This window comes from Adonisia turfae CCMR0081, assembly GCF_011009555.1.
Classification (GTDB): Bacteria; Cyanobacteriota; Cyanobacteriia; order Phormidesmidales; family Phormidesmidaceae; genus Leptothoe; species Leptothoe turfae.
On sequence record NZ_QXHD01000004.1, the window covers coordinates 5607246 to 5629884 of the forward strand.

Genomic DNA, 22639 nt, shown 5'->3' on the forward strand with positions numbered 1-22639 from the left:
GTCCTGATTTGGTTATGAAAAAAGTGTGTGTGTAAGGCTCGAAAGTGAAAAAAGAGCTTTAGTTTGTCCTCCCCTTTCGAAAGGGATATGCCGTAGATGGAGGGGTTTCTTCGATACTTCGCGCTAGTGTCGAGACCCCCTGTAGTCCCCCTTCTAAAGGGGGACTACTCTCTAGAATTGAAGTTATAAAAAGAATTCTTTTTGCATTAGCCATTAACTGCCAGTCCCCAGTGTCTCCGCCACCTTTTGTGTCAGCTCAGCCATGCGGCAGGAATATCCCCACTCGTTGTCATACCAGGCCAAAACTTTTACCTGGGTGTCGTCGACCACCATGGTGGATAGGGCATCAATGATGGATGAGCGAGGATCATCCCGGTAATCAACGGATACTAGAGGTCGTTCCTCATAACCCAAAATATCCTTAAGGTCTCCGTCAGCAGCGGTCTTAAACAGCTGATTGACTTCCTCGACGGTGGTGGGTCGGGCGACTTCAAACACGCAGTCCGTCAAAGAGGCATTGAGCAACGGCACCCGTACGGCAATGCCGTTAAGTTTGCCCTTGAGCTCAGGGTAGATGATGGTGATGGCCGTAGCTGACCCAGTGGTGGTGGGAATCAGGGATAGGCCGGTGGCCCTGGCCCGCCGCAGATCTTTGTGGGGTTTGTCGACGATGGTTTGGGTGTTGGTTTGGTCATGAATTGTGGTGATCACGCCATGCTTAATGCCCAATCCTTCTTTAATGACTTTGACAACGGGGGCCAGACAGTTGGTCGTGCAAGAGGCGGCTGTTAATAAATGATGCTCGGCGGGATTGTAGAGATGGTCATTGATGCCGTAAACAATATTGAGTGCCCCCTGTTTGACTGGGGCCGCGACAATCACCTTTTGAACCCCACGTTTAAAATAAGGAGCTAACCGGCCGGGTGTACGAAACTGACCGGAGCACTCTAGAACGATGTCTATACCCAGGTCGTCCCAGGGGACTGCGCCAGGGGTGGCATGGTCGCTAAAGGTAACGGATTTATGATCGATCAGGATGCGATCGCACCCAGCCGCTTCAACGTCTGGAGTCCAACGCCCATGAACAGAGTCAAACTTAAGTAAGTGGGCGGCAGCGACAGTACCGCCAGTAATTTCATTAATATGGACAATGTCCAACTGTGGCCAGGCAGCCCGCAACACCAGGCGACCAATTCTGCCAAAGCCATTAATTCCAATCCTCACCATTACCCGGTCACCCTGAAACTGCGTAGACTATATTAATTATTTCAATTTTAGTTGAAACTTAAAGTTGTCTGCACGACAATTAGGCAACTCTACTCAACAGATACAGCAACAGATAAGAGCTAATCAAGTATTACGTCTGTATCAGAGAAGAGATTTTGAAGCACTACAGGCATATGCGGTACACATGAGTCGAAAAGCTTATAACCACAACAAAAGGAGGTCTAACGATAGATATCTCGATAGAATCGTCCGATAGTTCAAAACCAGCACCCAAAAATCAAGGGGTTACTCAAATCAAAAATCTTACTTAAAAGATTGGATTTATGCCCCTCAGGGGCATAGAACCCCTGGAAACTGTTTCGATAATCTATGGGGCAGACGAGAGTCTTCAGGCTTAGCGATCGCACCCGTAGTTGATTGAGAAAGTCTTCTACCATCTCATGACCCGCTCCACTGCGGAGACCACCAAGCAAGCTAAGAGATCTGTTGACCCTCGTCTAAGCCCCCACGCAATTAATAGGGTGTAAGCTCGCTATGGGTAAACGAAAACAGATATTACTTGGGTCTCTGGGAACCGCTTTGCTGGGAGCCGTTTTAGTCGGCTGCGGGGCTGGTCCAACGGGGTCTGGGGCAGAGGAGCCTGCTTCCCGCACAGGTTCAGCACAGCAGATTGTCCTAGCGATCGCGGGCGAAAGTGAAGAAGGCTACGACCCCACTTTGGGCTGGGGGCGCTATGGTTCCCCCTTGTTTCAAAGCACGCTGCTAAAGCGAGATGCTGACCTAAACATTATCAATGACCTCGCAACAGACTATAGGGTGAGTGAGGATGGGCTGACTTGGACCGTGACCATCCGCGATGATGCGATCTTTTCCGATGGTGAACCCGTGACGGCGTCTGATGTGGCCTACACCTTCAACCAGGCCGCCGCAAGCGGGGGGCTGACGGACGTGACCATTTTGGAAGAAGCGGTGGTCATAGACGACACCACCGTCGAACTGCGCTTAAACGAACCCCAAAGCACGTTTGTTAATCGCCTGATTACCCTCGGCATTGTGCCAGAACATGCCCACGGTCCGGAATATGCCCGTAATCCCATCGGTTCGGGTCCTTACCAGATGGTGCAGTGGGATGAAGGGCAACAGCTGATTGTCGAGGCTAACCCCAACTACTACGGCGAGTCTGCCGGTATTGATCGCCTCGTCTTTCTGTTTGTGGAAGAGGATGCCGCCTTTGCTGCGGCCAAAGCGGGAGAGGCGCAGGTGGTGAGTGTGCCCCAAGCATTAGCCGTGCAAACCATTGAGGGCATGACGCTTTACGATGTGACCAGCGTTGATAATCGGGGTCTGATGTTTCCCTTTCTGCCAGCGTCAGCCGGTGAAACAACCCCCGATGGTGACCCGATTGGCCATGATGTGACGGCAGATCCGGCCATTCGGCAGGCGGTGAACTATGCCATTGATCGCCAAGCTTTGGTGGACGGGGTCCTCGAAGGCTACGGGTCCGTTGCCTTCGGTCCTGTCAGTGGTCTCGCCTGGGAAGAACCGAGTGCGGCCATCGAAGACGCCCAGCCTGAGCAGGCCCAAGAGATTTTGGCGGCGGGCGGCTGGACAGATAGCAATGGCGACGGTGTGTTGGAAAAAGACGGTCTCACGGCTGAATTTACGATCCTCTATCCCGCCAGCGATAGCACTCGGCAAGCGCTGGCCCTGGCCACGGCAGCAATGCTCAAGCCCGTTGGCATTCAGGCAAACGTCGAGGGTAAAAGCTGGGATGAAATCGAGCCCGCCATGCACAGCAATGTGGTGGTATTCGGCTGGGGCAGTCACGACCAGACCGAGATGTACAACCTGTACCACAGTCAGGCCGCCCAGGGAGATTTCTACAATGCCGGTTACTACGCCAATCAAGCCATCGATAACACACTGGATCTGGCCATGGGCGCATCGTCAGAAGCGGAGGCGATCGCCTTTTGGAAAGCGGCCCAGTGGGATGGCGACACCGGATTTACCGCTAAAGGCGATGCGGCTTGGGCCTGGCTGGTCAATCTAGACCACACTTACTTTGTCAGTGACTGTCTGGATATTGGTCAACTCCAGGTTGAACCCCACGGCCACGGCTGGCCGATTACGGCCAATATCGCTGGGTGGGAGTGGACATGCAGCTAACAATATTGACCTTTACGGCCCAAAAGCTGTTGCGGCTCGGTCTCTTGCTGCTGGCGGTGGCCATCTTCACCTTTGTGTTGCTGAGCCTATCCCCGATTGACCCGGTGCAGGCCTATATCGGTGCTGACATGATGCGCATTAGCCCGGAGCAGCAACAGCTGATCGCCGAGCGTTGGGGGTTGGATCAGCCCATGGCGGTGCGGTTTTGGGATTGGCTAGGGCAGCTGCTGCAGGGTAACTGGGGCACTTCGATGGTGTTTAACCAACCCGTGGGCGAGGTGATTGCCAAGCGATTTTGGGTGTCGGTGCAGATGCTTGCGATCGCATGGCTGCTGTCCGGCACCCTCGGCTTAGGTCTGGGCATCCTGGCGGGAGCTTTGGCAGGCTCCTGGATCGACCGAGTGATTCGCCTCTACGCTTACACGATGGCCTCATCGCCCACTTTCTGGGCCGCGCTGCTACTGCTGATTATCTTCTCGGTGTCCCTGAGGGTAACGCCCATCTGTTGTGCCGCACCCCCCGGTGTTTTGGCAGGCGATGTCACCCTCTGGCAACACCTGCACCACCTGCTGCTGCCTGCCATTACCCTCAGCATCATCGGCATTGCCAATATTGCCCTACATACCCGACAAAAGCTGATTGATGTACTACACAGCGACTACATCCTGTTTGCCCGTGCCCAGGGTGAACCGCTCTGGGGCATCATTCGCTACCACGGATTTCGCAACTTAATCCTGCCCGCGTTGACCCTGCAATTTGCCTCCCTGAGTGAGCTGTTTGGTGGGTCGGTGCTGGTGGAGCAGGTATTTGCCTATCCCGGACTGGGGGAAGCCACGGTACAGGCCGCCCTGCGAAGTGACATTCCGCTGCTCGTCGGCATTGTTTTTTTCAGTGCGCTGTTTGTTTACACCGGCAATACGATAGCTGACTTGGCCTATCCTATCGTTGATCCGCGCATTCGGCTGGAAAGTTCACTGGGGAGTTCACAGTCATGACGATTACAGTTCCTTTTGACCCTGTCTCCCGCGGTCTCCGCAATAACCGGCGACAGCGCACACTTTGGGGGATTGCCCTGTGTACGTTGTTTTTACTGGCAGTCATTTTTAGCACCTGGGTAATTGGCGATGGCGGCCTTGGCCCTGTGCTATCTCAGCGTAATCAGCCCCCCTCTGTAGCCCACCCCTTCGGCACCGATTGGCTGGGGAGAGATATGTTCAGCCGCTCCCTCCACGGCCTGTCCCTCAGCTTACGAATCGGCCTCCTCGCCGCCGCCATCAGCGCCCTGATCGGCACTGGCTTGGGTTTGGCGGCGGGCACACTGGGGGGCTGGGTCGATGCCGTGATCACCTGGATTATTGATGTCTTCTTTAGCCTGCCCCACCTGGTTCTGCTGATTTTGATTGCCTTTGCTGTTGGCGGGGGCACCCGTGGGGTAATCATTGCCGTGGCGCTCACCCACTGGACAAGTTTAGCGCGGGTGATTCGGGCGGAAGTCTTGCAGGTGAATAGCGCTGACTATGTAAAGATCTCCCACCGCTTTGGCCGATCGCCCCTCTGGATTGCCCGACATCACATGGTGCCCCACATCATTCCACAGCTGATAGTGGGGCTGATTTTGCTCTTCCCCCACGCAATTTTGCACGAAGCGGCCCTGTCATTTATTGGCATTGGTCTGTCGCCCCATATTCCGGCAATCGGCATTATTTTGGCGGAATCCATGCGCCACCTGTCAACGGGATACTGGTGGCTGGGTGTCATGCCGGGGCTGCTGCTACTGCTGTCGGTCAAATCGTTTGACTGGCTAGGGGAAAATATGCGCGCGTTGCTGGATCCAAAGACAAGTCAGGGGTAACCATGCTCACCATCTCAAACCTGGGGATTACGTTTACCCAATACGATCAAGGACTGCACCGCAAGCGGCTAACGGTGATCACTGATTTGGATTTAACTGTCCAGGCAGGAGAACTGGTGGCGGTGGTGGGTGCCAGCGGTTCCGGGAAAAGTCTTCTGGCCCATGCTCTTTTGGGGATATTGCCGGAGAACGCTCAGCTCTCTGGGACGATGGAATTTCAAGGAAAACCATTAACCCAGAAGCGATGCGAGGCATTGCGGGGTAAAGCGATCGCACTTATTCCCCAATCGGTTGGCTACCTCGATCCGTTAATGACCGTCGGGCGGCAGGTGCAGCGGGTGGGGCAGCTCAATGGTCTCCCTGCGCGCTCAGCCAGAACCCTGGTGGAGCGCACCTTTGCTCGCTATGATTTGCCCGCTCATACGCCAAAGCGCTACCCGTTTCAGCTCTCGGGTGGGATGGCGCGGCGAGTTCTGGTCTCAACCGCCGTCATGACCCAGGCTCAGCTTGTGATTGCCGATGAACCGACGCCGGGTCTGCACCCTGACGTGGTGACTGAAACCCTCAATCACCTGCGCGAACTGGCTCAGGGGGGTCGAGGCGTGATGCTGATTACCCACGATATTGAAGCGGCCTTACAGGTCGCTGATCGGGTGGTAGTTTTCTATGGCGGCACCACGGTTGAAATCGCCAACGCTCAGGATTTCACAACTGGTAATCTGCGCCATCCCTATACCCAGGCTCTCTGGCGATCGCTACCTCAAAACGACTTTGTGCCGGTGCCGGGGAATCAGCCAAGCCCTGACCAGCTGCCGGTGGGCTGTCTGTATAGCGATCGCTGTTCCTGGAGCACGGCTGACTGTAAACGGGCGCGACCAGAACTGCAATTTATTCGTCAAGGTTGGGTGAGGTGTATCCATGCTGAAGGGTGAAGGTCTGTGGTTTCGTTACGGCGCTAAGCTGCCGTGGGTGGTGCGCGATCAGTCGCTTGCGATCGCACCAGGAGAAGTGATAGGTCTGATCGCCCCGTCCGGGTATGGCAAAACCACACTCGGTAAACTCCTCGCTGGATATCTGAGGCCCAGCCACGGGCGCATCACGTTAGATCAACAACCGCTGCCAGGAGGCTACTGCCCCGTGCAGCTGGTCTTTCAAAATCCTGAGTTGTCGGTCAACCCGCGCTGGCGCATCGACCGCATCCTGCGAGAAAAACATCCGCCCCAGCCCCACATCCTGGATGCCCTCGGCATTCATCCCGGTTGGCTGACCCGCTATCCCCATGAGTTGAGCGGTGGAGAACTGCAACGGGTTGCGATCGCCCGCGTGCTTAACCGCAACACCCGCTATCTGATTGCCGATGAAATGACGGCTATGCTTGATGCCAATACCCAGGCGTTGATTTGGCAGGCGGTCCTAGAGTTTGCTCGCCAACATAGTGTTGGCATCATCGCCATTAGCCACAATCAGCCATTGCTACAGCGGATTTGCCAACGAGGTTGTTTGGTCGCTGAGCAGACTATCGTTAATCTCGTGTCCGAGAGACAACCTTCCCATCGTCGTTGCGGCACCACCGCCAACTCCTAACGCCTATCTGATTCAATCCGAAAAGATCGCTCTGCCACCCACACCCACCGCAGTTTACAGACTTACCATTAGTCGTCTAACCTGGGTGCAAAGAGTTCATAACCATGGTCGAATAGGGTAAACCCTTCGACGGTGCCATCCTCACTGAGGTTGAACTTAATGAGAATGTCCACTACCTGGGCAAAAAACTCGGTTTCTGAGCTGGGATAAAGGATCACCGACGCTTGCCCTGTGGCTTGGCTGACAAGCTGGTTGTTCTCAACCCTTAGTTTGACCTGGAGCTCGGGCAACAGTTGATAGGTGCCGACATACTGCTCATAAAGGGCGGGGTCCAAATCAATGGCCTCACGCTGTCGAGGCATGGTGTAGGGTTCGTCTAAGAGAATAGCGGCTAGCCCTTCAGCTATAGAGTCCGTGGCCTGATTGGTCAAGTTGAGGAGCACACTAATGGTTAAGTTCTCTTCGGGATAATGCATCAGGCTAGAGCGAAATCCATTGATGCCACCACTGTGGTGAATCCGCTGTCGGCCAAGATGGGCATCGCTCACCAAGCCATAACCGTAGAAGGCATCGGGCTGGTCCTCATCGGCATCCATTTTGGCCACTGGCTGGGCCAGCAAGTCAATCGATGCTTGACTCAAAATGGGTTGTTCCAGCGGCTGATCCCCGTAGAGCCATTGATTCCAAATGGCGAGGTCTCCTAACGTGGAATATAGGCCCCCTGCCCCCTGGGGGATACTCATGTCGATGGGGTCGGCTTGCAAGTAGAGATCAGGCCCTGCAAACGTGTACCCCTGGGCCAAATCGGGAATCACCGCATGGGGAATCTCATAGCCTGTATTATTCATACCCAACGGTGTAAAAATGTTGGCCTGCACATAGTCGGCATAGGTTTGCCCAGAGACCGTTTCTAAAATCTGGGTTAGCAGAACGTAGCCAGAGTTGCTGTACTTAAACTGGTCTCCAGGATCAAATTCTAGGGGCAAATCTTTGAAGCGATCCACCAACTGGTCCAGGTTAGAGGGCAGTCGCAGCCATTCCTGGATGTCGGGGAATATCTCTCCATCCAGATATTCTGGAATGCCTGAGGTGTGGGTTAACAGATGATGGCTGGTGATACGATCGCCATCTGGATAGTCAGGGAGATAAGAGGAAATAGGGGCTTGTACATCTAATCGCCCCTGTTCTTGTAACTGGAGGATAGCAACGGCGGTAAATTGTTTGGTAATAGACCCGATGCGGAATTTGGTCTCTACAGTATTCGCGACTTGATGTTCGCGGTTGGCTAAACCGTAACTACAGGTAAATGTTGAAGCAGTACCGTAGTCAATGACAACATTGCCCGAGAGCCGCCCCGTTTGGTCATAGGCATCTAAGTACGCGTTGATTTCATCGATGGTATCAGCTGTCAGGGCAGTTTCTGTTGAAGATGTGGCGCACTGATCGACCAGTGCTGGTGCGTTTGCAAGCATAGGTGCATCCTGGGGTTGTAAGAACTGTAGCGTTGTTAAATCCGACGATGAAGCCATGGCATTGGCGCTCCAAGCGAAGCCGACAGCCATGCCTATCAGTGAAGCTAATTGAAGTCGCCTGCCCATTGTCCCGTTTTATACCTGTCTTAGTAGCAATGTATGTGTACTTTAACGACGGGGAGCATGCGGTTCCATAGTGAAAGGTCATGCGTTGTCATGACCTTTGTCATGGAGCCAATCAGGCGAATGGTTTAGCATTAAGCAACGGTAAACCCTAGTTAAGTCAGCCACAGCCCAATTACCCTGCTACACCATCAACCAAGCATGAACGCTGTTAGTCACGTCCCCAGATTAGGCGAAAAGACCAAGCCCCTATCAGCCGCTAGCGCCAATCTGTCCCCATCTATTCCTAAAACCCTGCGGTATGTGGAATGGACGTTTGTGTTACTGGTGGTTCTGCGCGTTGGGCTACTGATGCTCAATAAACCCCTGGGGTATGAGATGGGTCCAGGAGACTATCTTGGTTTCACTGTGCTGGGGGTGCTGGTCATCCTTAGCATTGTTTTTCCCCTACAACAGCCCATGGGGCTACGGCGGGGATACATTCTGTTAGAAATTGTTGTTTTACTGATTAGTCGTCTGTTCACTAATTGGGGATTTGATCCGTTTTTGTATCTTGTCCTGGTCAAGAGCTGTTTCTTGCTAAGTCGTCGCGATGTCATTTTTACAACAATCCTGGCGGGGATTGCGTGGCAACTTAGCCTGGCCCAGCGAATTTTTCATGAATTCTCTATCCCCACAGAAGAACTGCGAGCCCAGTTTGAGGAATCCTTAGCAGCTCCTAAAGCTCTGTTAGTGTTGGATGTGATTATCAACAGCACCACTATTTATGTGATTACTTGTTTGTTAACCATTTTGTTGTGTTGGGCAGTTTTATCTGAACGTAAAAGCCGACAACAAGCGGCGGCACTATCCCAGGAAGTAGAAACCCTGGCAACAGATTTAGAACGAACTCGCATTGCCCGAGATATTCACGACTCTCTTGGGCACACGCTGACCACCCTTAATGTTCAATTAGAAGTGGCTCAAACTTTATATTCTCAACAACCTGACCAGTCTTTGCAGGCACTCAATCGAGCTAAGATACTTTCTAGTCAGTCTCTACAGGAAGTACGACGGGCGGTTTCAACCATCCGCCATGGCACGTTTAATTTGCCCGATGCGTTGACGGGGTTAGTGGAGCAGATTCAGCAGGCCCACGCTACTGAGCCCCTGAAAATTGAAACTCGCATCAGCTTGCCAACCTTGCCCCTACAGGTAAACCAGCAGCTGTTTCTAATTATTAAAGAAGGGCTAACAAATATCCAAAAACATGCTCAGGCATCTACCGTAAAGCTGTGGGCTCAGCAAACCACAGAGGGCATTGCCATGGGTCTGGCGGACGATGGTGTTGGCTTTGTGCCTGAGGCATCTAACTCAGGCTATGGATTGCGGGGCATGCAAGAACGGGTACAGTTACTGGGAGGGCAAATGACAATCCAGAGTACTCTTGGAAAAGGCACATTAATTCAGGTTACAGTGCCACAATGATTCAGATTTTGTTGGTGGATGATCAACCAATGTTTCGGCAGGGATTGGCGTCGTTGCTATCCCTGGAGGATGATCTTGAAATTGTCGGTGAAGCGAATCATGGTCAGGAGGCCATTGCTCTGGTCCAGCAACTGCAACCGGATGTCATTTTGATGGATGTGCGCATGCCAGTGTGCAACGGTGTGGAAGCGACCCATGAGATCCATCAGCGGTTTCCGTGGATTCGGATTTTGGTGCTGACTACGTTTGATGAGGATGAGTATGTATTTGAGTCGCTGGAAGCAGGAGCATTGGGGTATTTGCTGAAGAGTACCCCGGCGAAACAGGTTGCGATCGCAATTCGTAACCTTCACCAGGGCTACAGCCAGTTAGGACCCACCATTGCCCCCAAGGTGTTTTCCCATGTCAAATCAGATAATGGCACCAAAGCAGATGTGGACATCCTTTTTAATAATCGGGAGATAGACATCCTCAAGCTATTGGGCCAGGGCCACAGCAATCGCGAAATTGCCGCTGCTTTACACCTGACGGAAGGTACGGTCAAAAACCATTTGACTAATATTTTTAGCCAGTTGGACGTTCGAGATCGCACCCAGGCAGCTCTCTGGGCCCACCAGAATCTGCTGTCCTAAAGCCTCAGGTCTACCCTTGCGATCTCAACATTAGACCCTAAAAAGTACTTTGGTGAGAAAGATGCTTGATCAAAATCTCCAGAACAGATTTTGCCTTGATGGGTTTACTCAAAAAATCTGATGCCCCCACCATTTTTGCCCGCAACCGTTCAGGGATTCTGTTTTTATTGGTCACAATGATGATAGGCGTGTTCTGAAAGAAAGAGATGCGTCGAATTTGGGCACAGAGTTCGTAACCATTTGCCACCGGCAGCACTAATTCTAAAAAGATTATTTTAGGCCTCAAGTCCATGAGCAGAGACACTGCCTGTAAGGAATCAGAAATATTAGCGTAGCTATAGCCAGCCGCTTGAACAATGTCCCCCAGTGCTTGACTATCTACTGCACTATTGTCCACATAGACCACCGTTACCTGGCCTACCTGACTTTGAGCATAGGGTGTCTCCTTTGGCCCCCTGTGCGACGTTGATGCAGACATTGATGCAGAAGATGGATTACCGCTACTACCGGTCAGCTCTTTGGCAACTTTATCCAATAAGGATTCTATTCTTTGCAAAATGTGTCTAGCAGCAGCGGGCTTTCTGACATAGGTGTCAAACCCAGTCTGTATCAAAAGTTGACCAGTAACCGTTGGCTGCGCCAGGGCAATTACAGGAATGAGCCATGTGGGACTAGACTCTTTAAGAATCTTAATCGCTTGCCAACCATTAAGTCCCTGGGCATCAATATCCATGACAATCAGGTCAGGAGCCTCCTCAACGGCCAGTGATAAGCCCTTATCACCACGATGGGTACTGACTACCTCATAGTCATATAGCTTAAGGGCATGCTCAAGGATCTGACGGCTTGCCCTATCTTTGTCTATTAATAGGATTTTAGCCATAAAACTATTTACAAAATTAGCCAGTCCCTTTGCAGGGCTTAGCTAGCGGCATTCTTTATCGTTGAGATCCCTTTGTCTTTGAATACTCAGATACGGCTTCAAAAATTATTTCTGAATATTCAAGGGCAAAGAAAATTAAGGAATAGCAAACCATATTGTACCTGCCCTTTCTACGAATTTACACAGATACGCTATAGAACATTTAATGATAGTCCATTTAACGCATGCTTTCAGGAAAAATCAGGCAGAATCAGCACCTTCACTTAAAACGCAACTTTTTCCAAAGTAGTAATTTTACTTACGTACATTGAGCGATGGTAATTAATTTCACACAGTTGATCCTCAGGAAAACAATCAAAAATGTTGTTTGAACGCTTGGTCAGGGTAAATACACAGAACGCACAGTCAAAAAGTTCACACTGATCCCATTGTTTTTCCGGGAGAAAATCTTTTAGTTGTTTTCTACTATTTTCCACAAGGGTGCATTGGCTAAAAATTGTCGCTAACGGCATCCCATATGGTGAAAAACAAAAAAGAGACTCTATGAATTTCAAGAAGATTCTCATGGTAGCAGCGGTCTCCCTAGGTGCTACATCCATCGCTCTCTCGGCTTCTAAAAATGTTGCCGATGCTCAGGTGGGCTACTTTAAGCTAACGACGATGTTTCTTGAAGATGAAGACAAGTGTTTAGAAGGGAATCGGTTAGCCCCTGAGTCTGTGTTAGAAGGTGCGGCGTTTATGGATGATTGTCAAAATGTGTCAGGTCAGTTTTGGAAAATAATTCCGGCTGATGGTGATTATTTTAAGTTGACAACGATGTTCCTTGAAGGTGAAGGTAAGTGTCTTGAGGGAAATCGTCTGGCCCCTGACTCTGTGTTAGGGGGGGCTGCCTTTATGGATACTTGTCAAAACGTGTCGGGCCAGCTGTGGAAGAAGATCCCGGTTGGCGATGGTTATTTTAGGCTAACAACCATGTTTTTAGAGGCTCAGAATAAATGTCTTGAGGGGAATCGGTTAGCCCCTGACTCTATGTTAGAAGGCGCAGCCTTTATGGATGATTGTCAAAATGTGTCGGGTCAGCTGTGGCGGATGGAGGAGTAAGGGGATGGGGTGGGTTAACCGCTGCTGCTGTTAGACAAGCAGGTGGGTAAATACAGGGGGCGGTCAATGGCGATAACTATTCAGGGGTATTTACCCATCCTCCAACTCTACAACCCGGAATCTCTTACCTTATAATCAATCTCCTCCACCGGCAGATTCTCGCCATCGCCATCGCCATACCGCAACTGTAACCGCCGCTCCTTGGCATACTCCACCAGCTGACCACCATACTTGTCAGCCTCGGTCCCCAACCCCTGGATCTGGATCTTGCCATTAAACACCGTTGCCCGTGCCAGATAAATCACCAGATCATCCCGCGAAGGGCGATTGACCGTCACACTGGCCGTCAAGTGCGCCACCCCCCGCTCATCTAACTCCTGGGGTAACGCCATGGCCGTATTCCGAATTCCCCGCACCGCCACAATTGCCGACGCAACGGCCATGGTAATATCCACCCCATCATCCGTAAAAATCTTATTATTCGAGAGATACTGAAAATTGCGCTCCCGCAGATCATCTCGAATACGGCGATGGATCAGATTATCTGGATGATACTGTTTCAGCGCTCCCACAATCGCCCCGCAGGCTGCCCGAGGTTCACGCCAGGGAGACTCACGAGTGACGCCATACATCTGGTTTTCACCATCCCGCAAACGACCCACGTGGGTTTTAAGATCAATCGCCACCAGCGATATGGACTGCGGATTACCTGCATACACCCGCTGCTTTAGCTGTTCATCTAACTCATGGGCCACCGTCACATGGGCCAATGTCGCCCCATTATCTGTACCCCCGCCAGCTGGGAAAAATGCCTCTAGTTTTAGCTCGCCAATTTCTGACAGCGTTGCAAACCGGGAGGCAACCACGTCACGATAGCGTTTGGTTGCCTCCCCCTGGTGGATGCGATCGCCACAGTTGGTATAGGCCAATGTCGTCACCACACTGGGCAAATTCATGTCCGCCCCGCAGGCCTTAATATCCGTTGGACTCGCCGCTGCAAACTGGAGTTCATCTCGCAAAATTTGCAATCCTTTGATCAGGGCGTAGCGATCGCTAACAATTTCATTAAGATAGTTGTGGTACGCATTACGCTCCATGCCAAAGCTAGCGCCAAGCTTCCAAAAATTGTCTACTCGACGCTGGGTGGCTGCTACATCAAACGGGGTGGTCATGGTCGTTATCTCTCTCGCTGGCCAAGGTTAAACACATCAAAAGGGATGACAGCGGATTCAGGCTTGCGCGTATCAAAGTAGTAGCTGGTGATGGTTCCCAAACCCGTGTCTAAAATACTGAAAGCCGTAATATCATTACTGGCAATATAGGGCATTGGATTGTCAAACTCATCTGTTAGGGGCTTCAGGGTGGGCATGATGGGAGTTAACCCATTGGGGTCACCAGTGGCAACATAGGTTTCTTTAAAGCGGCTGTCTTGGGGCACCGGTCTCGGCCTGGCCTCCGTGTGAGCGTGATAGGTATTACCCACATTAGAAGATTCTAAAAAGTGCATACCGCTGTCGCCTTTAAAGCGGTTCCAAATATGAGAGTGCCCATAAAACACCAAATCGGTTCCGGCCTCGTCTAATAGCGGTACCAGATATTTAATGATGTGATCCTCTTCTTTGGGATACTCATAGCGAATACCGGTGAGATTCCCTTCATCGCCATAGTCGTAGACAGGAACCGGAGTGGTAAATGCAGGTACTACATTATCCCCCAGGGTGTGGGCTGGATGGTGCAGCATAACAATCTTGTACTTAGCCTGCTGGAACTCGTCACTGGCCAGTTCTGCCTGTAGCCATTCATACTGGGGGCTGCCGGGTTCAATGCTTTCAAAAATCATTTGACCATGGCCCCAGTTTTGAGGGTTACCCAAATCAACGGCCCGTTCCTGGTAGCGCCCCCGAGTTTCATCATCCACCTTAAACATGCGCCAAATCTGGGTCACATAGAGAGACACCAGACGTACATCGCCAAAGGTGGTGGCGTAGTATCGTTGGGTCTGACCATTATCACGTTGGGCTTTGGGGAGAGAGAAAATCTCGTTGTAGGTATCGATGTTAAAAGAATTTTCTTTAAGCCAGTGTCTTTCTACAGCCTCATTTTCGGTGGGGTTAAAGATAGCTTTGTGTTGATCGTACAGGTCTTTAGCGGCATTCCAGGGAACAGGATCGTTGAACTGTTTATTTAAAGCAGTTGTGGTGCTGTAGCGCCCCATGACTTCATGGTTGCCCACGGCTGTAAATAGGGGCGCATTTTGAATGATTTTCCCCCCTTTGTAGACAGTGCCTTCTTCGTTTTCATCGTTGATCAGGTTATAGCTGGCTCGTCCCTGCAAGCAGGGGAAGAACGCCCCCCCACGGGCATCATCAAACCACTCGGAAGCGCGGTCGGGTATGTTCACCAGGTCGCCTGCCAGGAATACACCATCCACCTGGCCAATGGTTTCTTCTACTTTTTGTAGGTTGGCGGCGGTCATCGGCATCAGCTGATGATCGGACGTGAGCAGGATTTTAAGGGGCTCACCTGCCGGTGGTAAAGCCCTGAGGGAGAATTGATCGCTTTGAACAGTGGTGCCATCGTCCGTGGTGCTAGCAACTGCATAGGGAACGGGTAGACCAGGGCGTAATCCACTGATTTCAGCCTCGTGTCGCCAAATGGGGCGTTGAGTAACGGCCTCATAGGGCTCAACGGTTTTAGATTCGGCATCCTCACGGGTGCGGCTAAGCTGGGTGGTGTCGGCAAAGACCGTCTGATCGCCAGGGCCGTACATGACTTTGTGGTCGCTACCTGCAAATTCGGTAAACCAGACTACGCGTATCGATGACTCTGTTGGAGATTGTAAAAATGGGTCTGTGAGCAGGGTGACTTGGGGGGGCATGGATAATGGCTGTTGAAGGGGCACTATCGGTCGGTTGGTCAACTGTACAAATAGCACCACGCCCAGGGAGAAAAATAGTCCCAAGGCTACTAAGGTTCCGGTTTTGGTTTTTCCGGTTTTGGCTGAGGCCATAGAACGTTCCTGTGGGTTCCCTAACCTATGTCAGGGGGTAGGTATGCAACTCAAGTCTAGATAGTAGCCAATTAGTGCCCCAGATCTGAGTGACTAACGTCAATGCAATTTAATGGGGGCTAATTTACCCTTGTACAAATGCTATGTAAGCGTTAGATTTACCCCAATTCAAAAATTGTCTAACGGTGTATCTATTTCTAACGTCTGCAAGGAATGATAGATAGGTAAAGTGTTTGGAGAATTAACGTCTGCTTTTGCTGGGCTGACCTTTTAATCACGCTTTAATTCTGATGGCGCATGGGCATAGTTGACGGTTATTACAGCAATCTTTTATGACCAAGTTTCGCTTACCAAAATTGAATAGTTGGGTAACGACCTTGGTGCTGGCCTCCATTGGTTTGCATGGCCTGGTGCTGGCCCTACCGATGCCAGATCTGATTGAAGAAAAACCGGACGTACCTGAAGAAACTGAACCAGAGGTCATTCAAGTGGTGACATTGCCAAAATTGGCACGCACGCCTGGTTCGTCTAAGCCGCCTTTACCTGAGCCTCCACCGGAAGAACCGCTCCCGGTGGAGGAGCCAGTTGATGAGATGGTTCTGGCGAATCCGGAGATCTTAGAAGAGTTGGAAGAGATTGAACCGGAGCTGGATGACTTCAGTGAGTGGGAGGAGGAACCAGGTTTCGATGAGGAGCTATTGGATGAGGGTGATGGTGGAGATGAAGCCCCCCCTGAGCTAACTCTGGATGAACGTATTGCCAGCCTAGATAGCTACACTGATTTTGATGACACCCAAATTGGCAATACCCCTGTCCTGACGCAACTGGGCAAGATGGCGGAGCAGGGTTTTTTGCCTACACCGCTACGGGATTTAGAGCGAGCGTTATCTGAAGTTGAGGTACCCCTGCAGGAGTGTTTAGAAAATCCCCCCGGTACCTCAGTGAGTTTTATGGTTGAGGTGGGTCCTGATGGCACCTTAATCCATGATCCGAAACCGTTGAATAGTTCTGGTTACCAGGTGTTGGATGAAAAAGCGCTGGAGATTGCCCGCGATGCGGACTACGCTGCTTATCACGCGATGGGCAAAACAAAAGCCTATTCCTTTAATATTGAAATTGACTATGAGGCCTGTAATTTGGCCTCTGGTTTAGCCAATGCCGAGGCGGCCAGCTAAGGCGGGGCTTAGGGGTAATAGGGTGGCCAGCATCAGGAATAAAATCAGCAATGCCAGGGCGGCACGGGTATCGTCCGGTTCACTAATGTCGTCAAGGCAGGGGCGTTCTTCACCGCGCTGCAAAAACAAAATTAGGGCTCCCCAATAGAGGGCAAGGGGATTCGCCAGGGCCACAAAAATTAGCAGGATGAGGGTAACGGCTGTGGCTCGTCCGGCAATCTTGCGACCATAAATGGCTTGAACAATACGGCCACCATCAATACGTCCGGCAGGCATCACGTTTAGCGCCGTAATGACCAGCCCCAACCATCCCATCAGCACCAGGGGGTCTACATCTATCAGGTCGTTGGTTTGCAGGGTATCGCCTAGAACCGTACGGGCCAGGGTGCCAACTAGTACCGATTCTTGAAAAAAGTCTACCGGTAGCTGATAGAGGCTACCGGGATGGGAAAGCCCTAGACCCACTAGCAGCATTGCCAGGGATAATAGGCCACTGGCTGCTGGTCCGGCAAAGGCAATGTCGAACAGCACGGTGCGATTGGGTAGCACCGACTCAAACCGAGTCAGGGCACCAAAGCTACCTAGCTGCCAGGCGGGCAGGGCAAAGGGCGGACTGAGTTTGATGTTGTAACGTTTGGCTTGCCAGCGATGGCCGATTTCATGGATGGCCAAAATGGCGAAGATGGCGAGGGCAGTGGGTAATACCTCTGGCCAGCGGCCTGGTTGCTCAAACAGGTCAAAGTCCTTGAGTAGGGCTCCGGTTTCCAAGCTGGTGATAAATGTTGCGATCGCAAGCGCCACTGCCAACCCCTTTTGACGGATGTCAGCGGGTTTGGGATCTGTCTTGCTGGGCAGCGCAATGATGGCAGGTCGGTCTTCGGGGCCGTTAATTAAAAACAGCCGATACCGATCGTCCTCAAACTGGTTTTTCAGCTGAGCATTGAGGGCATTGATTGTCGTTTCAGCCTCGCCCCGCAGGTTGCCTTTAAAGAAAACACCGGCTTGATAGGGAACCGTCTCCGTTCTAAAGAAGGTATCGACGCCAAAAATAGATTCAATGGCCGCTAGATCCTCTGCTGGGATCGCTGGAGGCGTTTGGGGTGGGGCAGTTGCCTCAGGGGCACCGCTCTCGTCACTCTCCGTCTTAGGGCTCGTGGGGGATTCCCCACCTGCCTCCAGGTCTGGCTCGACCACGACGTCTACCGTCGGCAGGGGTTCGTTTTGGGAGACTGTAATGGGATCTTTAGCCTGGGCCTGACCTTCAGGGGCTGCTTTGGCCAGGGTTCTTAACTGCCGTCCTAAATATATGTAGATGGCAGTTGAAACCATCACAGCGACCAGGACCCAGGCAATGTTGAGATAGATGCCAAAGGTAAACAGTCCAAAAAATATGAGCCAAGGTAGCATCAGCACCACTGACTGTAACCAGGCGAAAATGCCCAACTTGCCGTCAGGACGGGCTCTGATAAATCCCCAAATGAGAATGCCAACTGCGGCTACTAAAATTAGAACCGTTATCATTGCGCAGAAAAACCGACAACACCATTAAAACTCTGCTGATAGTTTAAGGGTAGACGTCCCTTTCAGGTTAAACTCAACACCGCGAAGCTTTCTGCCAATTTATGTTATATGAGCGCCCAAGAGCCATTTGATCATGCTGCGACGCCAGCAGACTTGATGCCTCAGACTCCGAGGGCATCAGAGCGGTTTACCGTTGATTACAATCCAGACCCTGATTTTGCATCCATTGGGGATTTGCACCATGAGGAGATGGCAACGTTGCCCCTGAGCTCGCCCATGAAAGTGTCAGTGCAGTTATTGATTGCGATCGCATCCACCCTGATCACCTTTATTGGTCTGGTACTCGATAGCTTCTGGCTAATTTCGTTTGGCTCTTTAATCGCGTTAGCGATTTCGATCCGGTTGGCGATGCCCACCTTGCGGGCAGTGGTCAACGACCTATCTCCAGAGCAACGATCGTTAATTGTCGCCACCCCTGGCTTAATTCTCGGCGTCTACGGCTTGATGCAAGTCAGTGGGATCAACCTGCGACTATTGCAGTGGGGGGCCACCCTCAACTGGAATGCCATTGGAGCCCTCGGTGATTTTTTGGGGGCCTTAGGACAAATATTTATCGCGATTTTGGCGCTCTATGTCGCTTGGCGACAGTTTATTATTTCCCGCGATCTAACCACTCAGCAGAATTTAATTACCCAGCAGCAAACCATTGATGCTTATTTCCAGGGCATTTCAGAACTGGTCCTGGATGATGAAGGCTTACTTGAAGACTGGCCCCAGGAACGCATCATTGCTGAAGCTCGAACGGCAGCTATTTTGGGCGGTATCGATGGCGATGGTAAAGCTAAAGTTCTACGGTTTTTGTCGCGCTCTAAACTACTCACCCCCCTAGCCCGTGATCAGCGGTTGGGACGCCCGATTTTAGATGGCTCTGGCGGCTACGCTGAGGATCGCCTTAATGGTGTACGGGTGATTGATATTGGCGTGATGCTGGCAGCGGCAGATATTTCCGGCAATGATCTACGTTGGGTAGACCTGAGCGGCATTAATTTAATCCGCGCCGACCTATCCCAATGCGAGTTAGTCCGCACCGATCTAACCCGCACGGTGTTATGTGACGCAGACTTATCTGGGGCCGATCTTATGGGCACCCGCTTCTTTCATGGCCCCCACGAAACCGCCACACCTCGTACCCGTAACGATACACCTAACTATGAAACCGGCGAGTTTACCGGAGCTGTGGTAGAAGGCATGGATCTATCCAATGCCCAGCGCCTATCTGAAACCCAACGCTGCTATCTATGCACCTGGAGCGGTAGTAAAACTCGGGCTACTATTCCAGGTGGCTGTCGGGATATTCCAAATCGGTTGGGTAGATAGGGGAAGTCGGGAATAAGGAATCGGGTTACGCATACCTGCTTGTATAAAAAGTTCTTGTAAGGTTGAGCCAAGTCCAGTGTGATTTATCTATCAATCACATTAGGTTTGGGTAAATTGAAACTAGCCAGACCTGTTCCTGTTGGCTAATTGTTACCTTGAAGACGGTGGGGTCACCCGCCATCAGTGGGGTCGCCCACCATCGGTGGGGGCGTCCACCATCGGTGGGGCGTCCACCATATCTATTGCCCTTCTTCTAATCGTCCATGGTTGCCAAGAAACTTAAGAAGCGCTCCAAAAAACGTTCTCGCTCGGCTGCGCCAGAGCAAACGGCAGAACCCACCCTCACTCGCAAGGAGCAACGGGCAAAAGAGAGGGAAGTGGCAAAGGCTCGTTCTCAGCTGATTCAGTTTACGGTGCTGGCCTGTGTCGCATCGGGTTTAGTGGGTCTTTTGCTGGGCGTCATGGTGGAGCCCACCTTAGGCATAGCCGCCACAGCCAGTTTGCTATGTCTCAGTTTGTCCTTTAAGTATCAGCGATACGCCCTCTACGCATTTATCATCTATATCCCCTTTTCAGGGACGGTGACTTACATGTTGGGGGGCAATTCCTTATTACAGCTTGCCAAGGATGCTTTTTACGTACCTGCCTTGATTGGTGTGATTCAGATGTGCCGTAGAAAGCGTCAGAAGATTTTATTGCCGGAGGCATTACAACTGCCGTTGGTGCTGGTACTGGCGATTGTCATCCTCAATATTTTGCTGATTAATCTACCTCAGCAGCTTCAGGCACCTGGGGATGAAATGCCTCTGATGATGGGCATCCTGGGTCTGAAAATTTTGCTGGGATACCTACCTGTTATCACCTGCATTTACTATTTGATACGCACGTCGGAAGATCTATACTTTTTGCTGCGTATCCAGGCCGTGTTAGTGCTCGTGTCCTGTGCTCTCGGGTTTGTTCAGTACCTGATGCTCAAAACCGGTGTTTGTGCTGGCACAGAGGGGATTGGAGCCCAAGGCGTAGACCTGTTTAAGGCGTCTTTGCGGTCCCGCTGCTTTGTGGGGGGCTCCCTGTTGTACAGCCCATCCCAAGGTCAGATTCGATTGCCGGGTACTTTTGTGGCCCCCTGGCAATGGGGTTGGTTTTTAATTTCCAGTGCATTTTTTAGCTTTGGTACGGCCTTTAATGATCGATCTCCCTTCTGGCGATTAATCGGCATCATTTCCCTGATCACCGTATTCGTTATGTCAGTGATCTCTGGCCAGCGGATTGCCTTATTTTTGGTTCCCATTGTCGTTGGGGTGTTGAGTGTCCTAACGGGGCAGGTGGCTAACCTTAAACGCTTTGTGCCGATTGGTGTGATCCTGGGGCTGATTTTAGTGGGGCTGACGATTCGTAACCCAGAGTTAATGCAGGAACGTATCGATAGCTTTGAGGATCGATGGAATGCATCTCCACCCCATGAATTTGTGATGCAGCAGTTTGCTGAGGTCATGGAGGCCCAAGAAGGCATCTTAGGTAACGGCGTAGCTAGGGCTACCAACGGGGCACGTTTGTTTGGCAAAGTACGTCTGGTGGAAACGTATCATCCTAAACTGCTCTATGAGCTGGGGCCTCTAGGGTTGCTGTTTGTGGTGATGCTCTATACGGCTCTGACCATTGCTACGTTTAAGGCTTATCGGAAAACAAGGGATAAGAACCTGCGGGGATATGCTGCCTCCATGTGGGTGTTTGTGCTCTTTATTAGCTTCTTTCCCTACTACTATCCTTTGGATGTGGACCCGGTATCGGTTTACTACTGGCTGGCAGCCGGGATCGCCTTGAAGATTCCTACCCTGGATAAGCAGGAGCGGGAATTGGCCAATCCCAGGAAGAAGAAGCGGTTGCGATCGCAGAAAAAAACAGCCCTAAAATCAGCTGACGTCGAGGAACCCCAACCCGTTTAAGACGATTCCTTCAAATAACTATGGATACGGATCTATTTATTTCAGTTGTCATTCCCACCTACGGCAGAGAAGCCGTTCTCTGTAGCACTATTGAAAATGTATTAGAGCAAACCTATCCAGCCTTTGAGGTGATTATTGTTGACCAGACCCAGACCCATGAGTCAGCAACAACAGCATTCCTCAATGCCATAAAAACAGATCCTAAAGTAACGCTGTATACCGTTGACTGGGCCAGTTTACCAGCTGCGCGAAACTATGCGATTGAGCGTTGTCATGGGGATATCATTCTGTTTTTAGATGATGATGTGGAATTGCCCCCAGGCTTTTTAGCAGCCCATGGGCAAAACTATAAAACCCGGTCTGACATCGGTGCCGTGGCCGGGCGTGTGTTTGATCGCATGAAGTTGGCAGAATCCAATGCCGCCAAGCAGATTGAAACCCTGCCGCCGGAGGCCATGGATCCCGGTATTGCCTGGTACTACATTGATTTAGTCCATACCGTGAACCCGCAGCAGGTATTGACAGCACGGGGATGTAACATGTCCTTTCGACGAGACGTGTTTGCAAACCACGGATTACGGTTTGATGAGCGTTTCCAGGGCAGTGCCGTGCGGGAAGAGTCGGATTTTTGCCTGCGTTTTCGACGCACACAGCTAAAGATTTGGTACGACCCAGAGGCCAATTTGATCCATTTGGGAGAAGAGACCGGTGGCTGCCACGATATCAGCACCCGCTCCCTTAAATACCAGCTGACCTTTTATCACAACCATTTTTTAATGGCATTAAAAAACCTGACACCATGGCAGTTGCTGCGACTGTCGGGACGTTTATTTGACTGCCATGTTCTGGGCAATCCCCCCTGTAATAAGAGCGGGTCGCCCATTAAAATTGTCACCCGGTTTGGTTTTTACACCCTAGGTTTTATCCAGGCCTGCTGGACCTTAGCAACCACCTTTAACAGTAAGGGGCGGTTGTTTAGCCTACCGGCCCAGACTATGCCCCAGCCCACCCACCCCAACAATACCTCCACCAGGGTCGTTACTGGCTAATACTGGAGTACGGCAGACATCATCATCCAACCCATGAAAGTTTTAGTTGCCAGC

General features: G+C 51.4%; 18 protein-coding genes. 12 read left to right on the plus strand and 6 right to left on the minus strand.

Features of this window, described 5'->3' with window-relative positions; all coding sequences use genetic code 11:
• Window positions 1-213: 213 nt before the first annotated feature.
• Window positions 214-1227, minus strand: coding sequence for an ArsJ-associated glyceraldehyde-3-phosphate dehydrogenase (locus DXZ20_RS27855; protein ID WP_163702363.1), 1014 nt, complete (start codon window positions 1225-1227; stop codon window positions 214-216).
• Window positions 1228-1761: 534 nt separating this feature from the next.
• Between DXZ20_RS27855 and DXZ20_RS27860 the strand changes: the two genes are divergently transcribed.
• Genes DXZ20_RS27860 through DXZ20_RS27880 form a run of 5 tightly spaced genes read left to right on the plus strand, consistent with a single transcriptional unit; the run spans window position 1762 to window position 6829 of the window.
• Window positions 1762-3393: an ABC transporter substrate-binding protein gene (locus DXZ20_RS27860; protein WP_163702365.1), complete on the plus strand. Its 1632-nt coding sequence runs from the start codon at window positions 1762-1764 to the stop codon at window positions 3391-3393.
• Entirely contained in the window at window positions 3384-4388 is a 1005-nt protein-coding gene (locus DXZ20_RS27865; protein ID WP_250564694.1) for an ABC transporter permease, read from the plus strand. The genes DXZ20_RS27860 and DXZ20_RS27865 overlap by 10 nt, the downstream gene beginning before the upstream one ends.
• Window positions 4385-5245 (plus strand): ABC transporter permease, encoded by an 861-nt coding sequence (locus DXZ20_RS27870; protein WP_163702367.1) that lies wholly within the window; start codon window positions 4385-4387, stop codon window positions 5243-5245. Before DXZ20_RS27865 ends, DXZ20_RS27870 begins: the two co-directional genes overlap by 4 nt.
• A 2-nt stretch (window positions 5246-5247) precedes the next feature.
• Window positions 5248-6177: an ABC transporter ATP-binding protein gene (locus tag DXZ20_RS27875; protein WP_163660293.1), complete on the plus strand. Its 930-nt coding sequence runs from the start codon at window positions 5248-5250 to the stop codon at window positions 6175-6177.
• Window positions 6164-6829, plus strand: coding sequence for an ABC transporter ATP-binding protein (locus DXZ20_RS27880; RefSeq protein ID WP_163702369.1), 666 nt, complete (start codon window positions 6164-6166; stop codon window positions 6827-6829). The genes DXZ20_RS27875 and DXZ20_RS27880 overlap by 14 nt, the downstream gene beginning before the upstream one ends.
• Window positions 6830-6897: 68 nt before the next feature.
• Here the strand turns inward: DXZ20_RS27880 and DXZ20_RS27885 are convergent, their stop codons facing one another.
• Window positions 6898-8391, minus strand: a complete 1494-nt coding sequence (locus DXZ20_RS27885) for a serine hydrolase (RefSeq protein ID WP_163702371.1) — start codon at window positions 8389-8391, stop codon at window positions 6898-6900.
• Window positions 8392-8625: 234 nt separating this feature from the next.
• On the opposite strand from DXZ20_RS27885, the gene DXZ20_RS27890 reads away from it, so the two are divergent.
• Window positions 8626-9891 carry a sensor histidine kinase gene (locus tag DXZ20_RS27890; RefSeq protein ID WP_163660287.1) on the plus strand — a complete coding sequence of 422 codons (1266 nt, stop codon included), beginning with the start codon at window positions 8626-8628 and terminating at the stop codon, window positions 9889-9891.
• Window positions 9888-10523: a response regulator gene (locus DXZ20_RS27895; RefSeq protein WP_163702373.1), complete on the plus strand. Its 636-nt coding sequence runs from the start codon at window positions 9888-9890 to the stop codon at window positions 10521-10523. The genes DXZ20_RS27890 and DXZ20_RS27895 overlap by 4 nt, the downstream gene beginning before the upstream one ends.
• 37 nt (window positions 10524-10560) lie before the next feature.
• Here the strand turns inward: DXZ20_RS27895 and DXZ20_RS27900 are convergent, their stop codons facing one another.
• A complete protein-coding gene (locus tag DXZ20_RS27900; protein WP_163702375.1) occupies window positions 10561-11406 on the minus strand; it encodes a response regulator transcription factor in 846 nt (281 codons plus the stop codon).
• A 543-nt stretch (window positions 11407-11949) separates the two neighbouring features.
• Between DXZ20_RS27900 and DXZ20_RS27905 the strand changes: the two genes are divergently transcribed.
• Window positions 11950-12507, plus strand: coding sequence for an RICIN domain-containing protein (locus DXZ20_RS27905; RefSeq protein WP_163702376.1), 558 nt, complete (start codon window positions 11950-11952; stop codon window positions 12505-12507).
• A gap of 107 nt (window positions 12508-12614) precedes the next feature.
• On the opposite strand, the gene DXZ20_RS27910 is transcribed toward DXZ20_RS27905, so the two are convergent.
• Window positions 12615-13679 carry a hypothetical protein gene (locus tag DXZ20_RS27910; RefSeq protein WP_163660279.1) on the minus strand — a complete coding sequence of 355 codons (1065 nt, stop codon included), beginning with the start codon at window positions 13677-13679 and terminating at the stop codon, window positions 12615-12617.
• A gap of 5 nt (window positions 13680-13684) precedes the next feature.
• Window positions 13685-15517, minus strand: coding sequence for a purple acid phosphatase family protein (locus DXZ20_RS27915; RefSeq protein WP_163660277.1), 1833 nt, complete (start codon window positions 15515-15517; stop codon window positions 13685-13687).
• A gap of 332 nt (window positions 15518-15849) precedes the next feature.
• Between DXZ20_RS27915 and DXZ20_RS27920 the strand changes: the two genes are divergently transcribed.
• Entirely contained in the window at window positions 15850-16692 is an 843-nt protein-coding gene (locus DXZ20_RS27920; RefSeq protein WP_163702378.1) for an energy transducer TonB, read from the plus strand.
• Here DXZ20_RS27920 and DXZ20_RS27925 read toward each other — a convergent pair.
• On the minus strand, window positions 16666-18213 hold the full coding sequence (locus DXZ20_RS27925; RefSeq protein WP_163702380.1) for a site-2 protease family protein: 1548 nt from the start codon (window positions 18211-18213) through the stop codon (window positions 16666-16668). The two genes, DXZ20_RS27920 and DXZ20_RS27925, sit on opposite strands and share 27 nt — an antisense overlap.
• 108 nt (window positions 18214-18321) lie before the next feature.
• Between DXZ20_RS27925 and DXZ20_RS27930 the strand changes: the two genes are divergently transcribed.
• The 3 genes from DXZ20_RS27930 (at window position 18322) to hpsN (ending at window position 22585) form a co-directional block, all read left to right on the plus strand.
• Window positions 18322-19590, plus strand: coding sequence for a pentapeptide repeat-containing protein (locus DXZ20_RS27930; protein ID WP_163702382.1), 1269 nt, complete (start codon window positions 18322-18324; stop codon window positions 19588-19590).
• Between the two features lie 263 nt (window positions 19591-19853).
• Entirely contained in the window at window positions 19854-21536 is a 1683-nt protein-coding gene (gene hpsL / locus DXZ20_RS27935; protein ID WP_163702384.1) for a hormogonium polysaccharide biosynthesis protein HpsL, read from the plus strand.
• Window positions 21537-21556: 20 nt separating this feature from the next.
• Complete coding sequence (hpsN, locus tag DXZ20_RS27940) at window positions 21557-22585, plus strand: hormogonium polysaccharide biosynthesis glycosyltransferase HpsN (protein ID WP_163660265.1); 1029 nt, start codon at window positions 21557-21559, stop codon at window positions 22583-22585.
• The last annotated feature ends 54 nt before the right edge of the window (window positions 22586-22639 follow it).

What these genes read in the sequence shown, in the direction of transcription:
- DXZ20_RS27905 (WP_163702376.1), top strand. Translation starts at nt 11,950, where the DNA reads ATGAATTTCAAGAAGATTCTCATGGTAGCAGCGGTCTCCCTAGGTGCT.
- hpsN (WP_163660265.1), top strand. Translation starts at nt 21,557, where the DNA reads ATGGATACGGATCTATTTATTTCAGTTGTCATTCCCACCTACGGCAGA.
- DXZ20_RS27865 (WP_250564694.1), top strand. Translation starts at nt 3,384, where the DNA reads ATGCAGCTAACAATATTGACCTTTACGGCCCAAAAGCTGTTGCGGCTC.
- DXZ20_RS27890 (WP_163660287.1), top strand. Translation starts at nt 8,626, where the DNA reads ATGAACGCTGTTAGTCACGTCCCCAGATTAGGCGAAAAGACCAAGCCC.
- DXZ20_RS27895 (WP_163702373.1), top strand. Translation starts at nt 9,888, where the DNA reads ATGATTCAGATTTTGTTGGTGGATGATCAACCAATGTTTCGGCAGGGA.
- DXZ20_RS27875 (WP_163660293.1), top strand. Translation starts at nt 5,248, where the DNA reads ATGCTCACCATCTCAAACCTGGGGATTACGTTTACCCAATACGATCAA.
- DXZ20_RS27855 (WP_163702363.1), bottom strand. Translation starts at nt 1,227, where the DNA reads ATGGTGAGGATTGGAATTAATGGCTTTGGCAGAATTGGTCGCCTGGTG.
- DXZ20_RS27925 (WP_163702380.1), bottom strand. Translation starts at nt 18,213, where the DNA reads ATGATAACGGTTCTAATTTTAGTAGCCGCAGTTGGCATTCTCATTTGG.
- DXZ20_RS27920 (WP_163702378.1), top strand. Translation starts at nt 15,850, where the DNA reads ATGACCAAGTTTCGCTTACCAAAATTGAATAGTTGGGTAACGACCTTG.
- DXZ20_RS27880 (WP_163702369.1), top strand. Translation starts at nt 6,164, where the DNA reads ATGCTGAAGGGTGAAGGTCTGTGGTTTCGTTACGGCGCTAAGCTGCCG.
- DXZ20_RS27915 (WP_163660277.1), bottom strand. Translation starts at nt 15,517, where the DNA reads ATGGCCTCAGCCAAAACCGGAAAAACCAAAACCGGAACCTTAGTAGCC.
- DXZ20_RS27860 (WP_163702365.1), top strand. Translation starts at nt 1,762, where the DNA reads ATGGGTAAACGAAAACAGATATTACTTGGGTCTCTGGGAACCGCTTTG.
- DXZ20_RS27900 (WP_163702375.1), bottom strand. Translation starts at nt 11,406, where the DNA reads ATGGCTAAAATCCTATTAATAGACAAAGATAGGGCAAGCCGTCAGATC.
- hpsL (WP_163702384.1), top strand. Translation starts at nt 19,854, where the DNA reads ATGGTTGCCAAGAAACTTAAGAAGCGCTCCAAAAAACGTTCTCGCTCG.
- DXZ20_RS27910 (WP_163660279.1), bottom strand. Translation starts at nt 13,679, where the DNA reads ATGACCACCCCGTTTGATGTAGCAGCCACCCAGCGTCGAGTAGACAAT.
- DXZ20_RS27885 (WP_163702371.1), bottom strand. Translation starts at nt 8,391, where the DNA reads ATGGCTGTCGGCTTCGCTTGGAGCGCCAATGCCATGGCTTCATCGTCG.
- DXZ20_RS27870 (WP_163702367.1), top strand. Translation starts at nt 4,385, where the DNA reads ATGACGATTACAGTTCCTTTTGACCCTGTCTCCCGCGGTCTCCGCAAT.
- DXZ20_RS27930 (WP_163702382.1), top strand. Translation starts at nt 18,322, where the DNA reads ATGAGCGCCCAAGAGCCATTTGATCATGCTGCGACGCCAGCAGACTTG.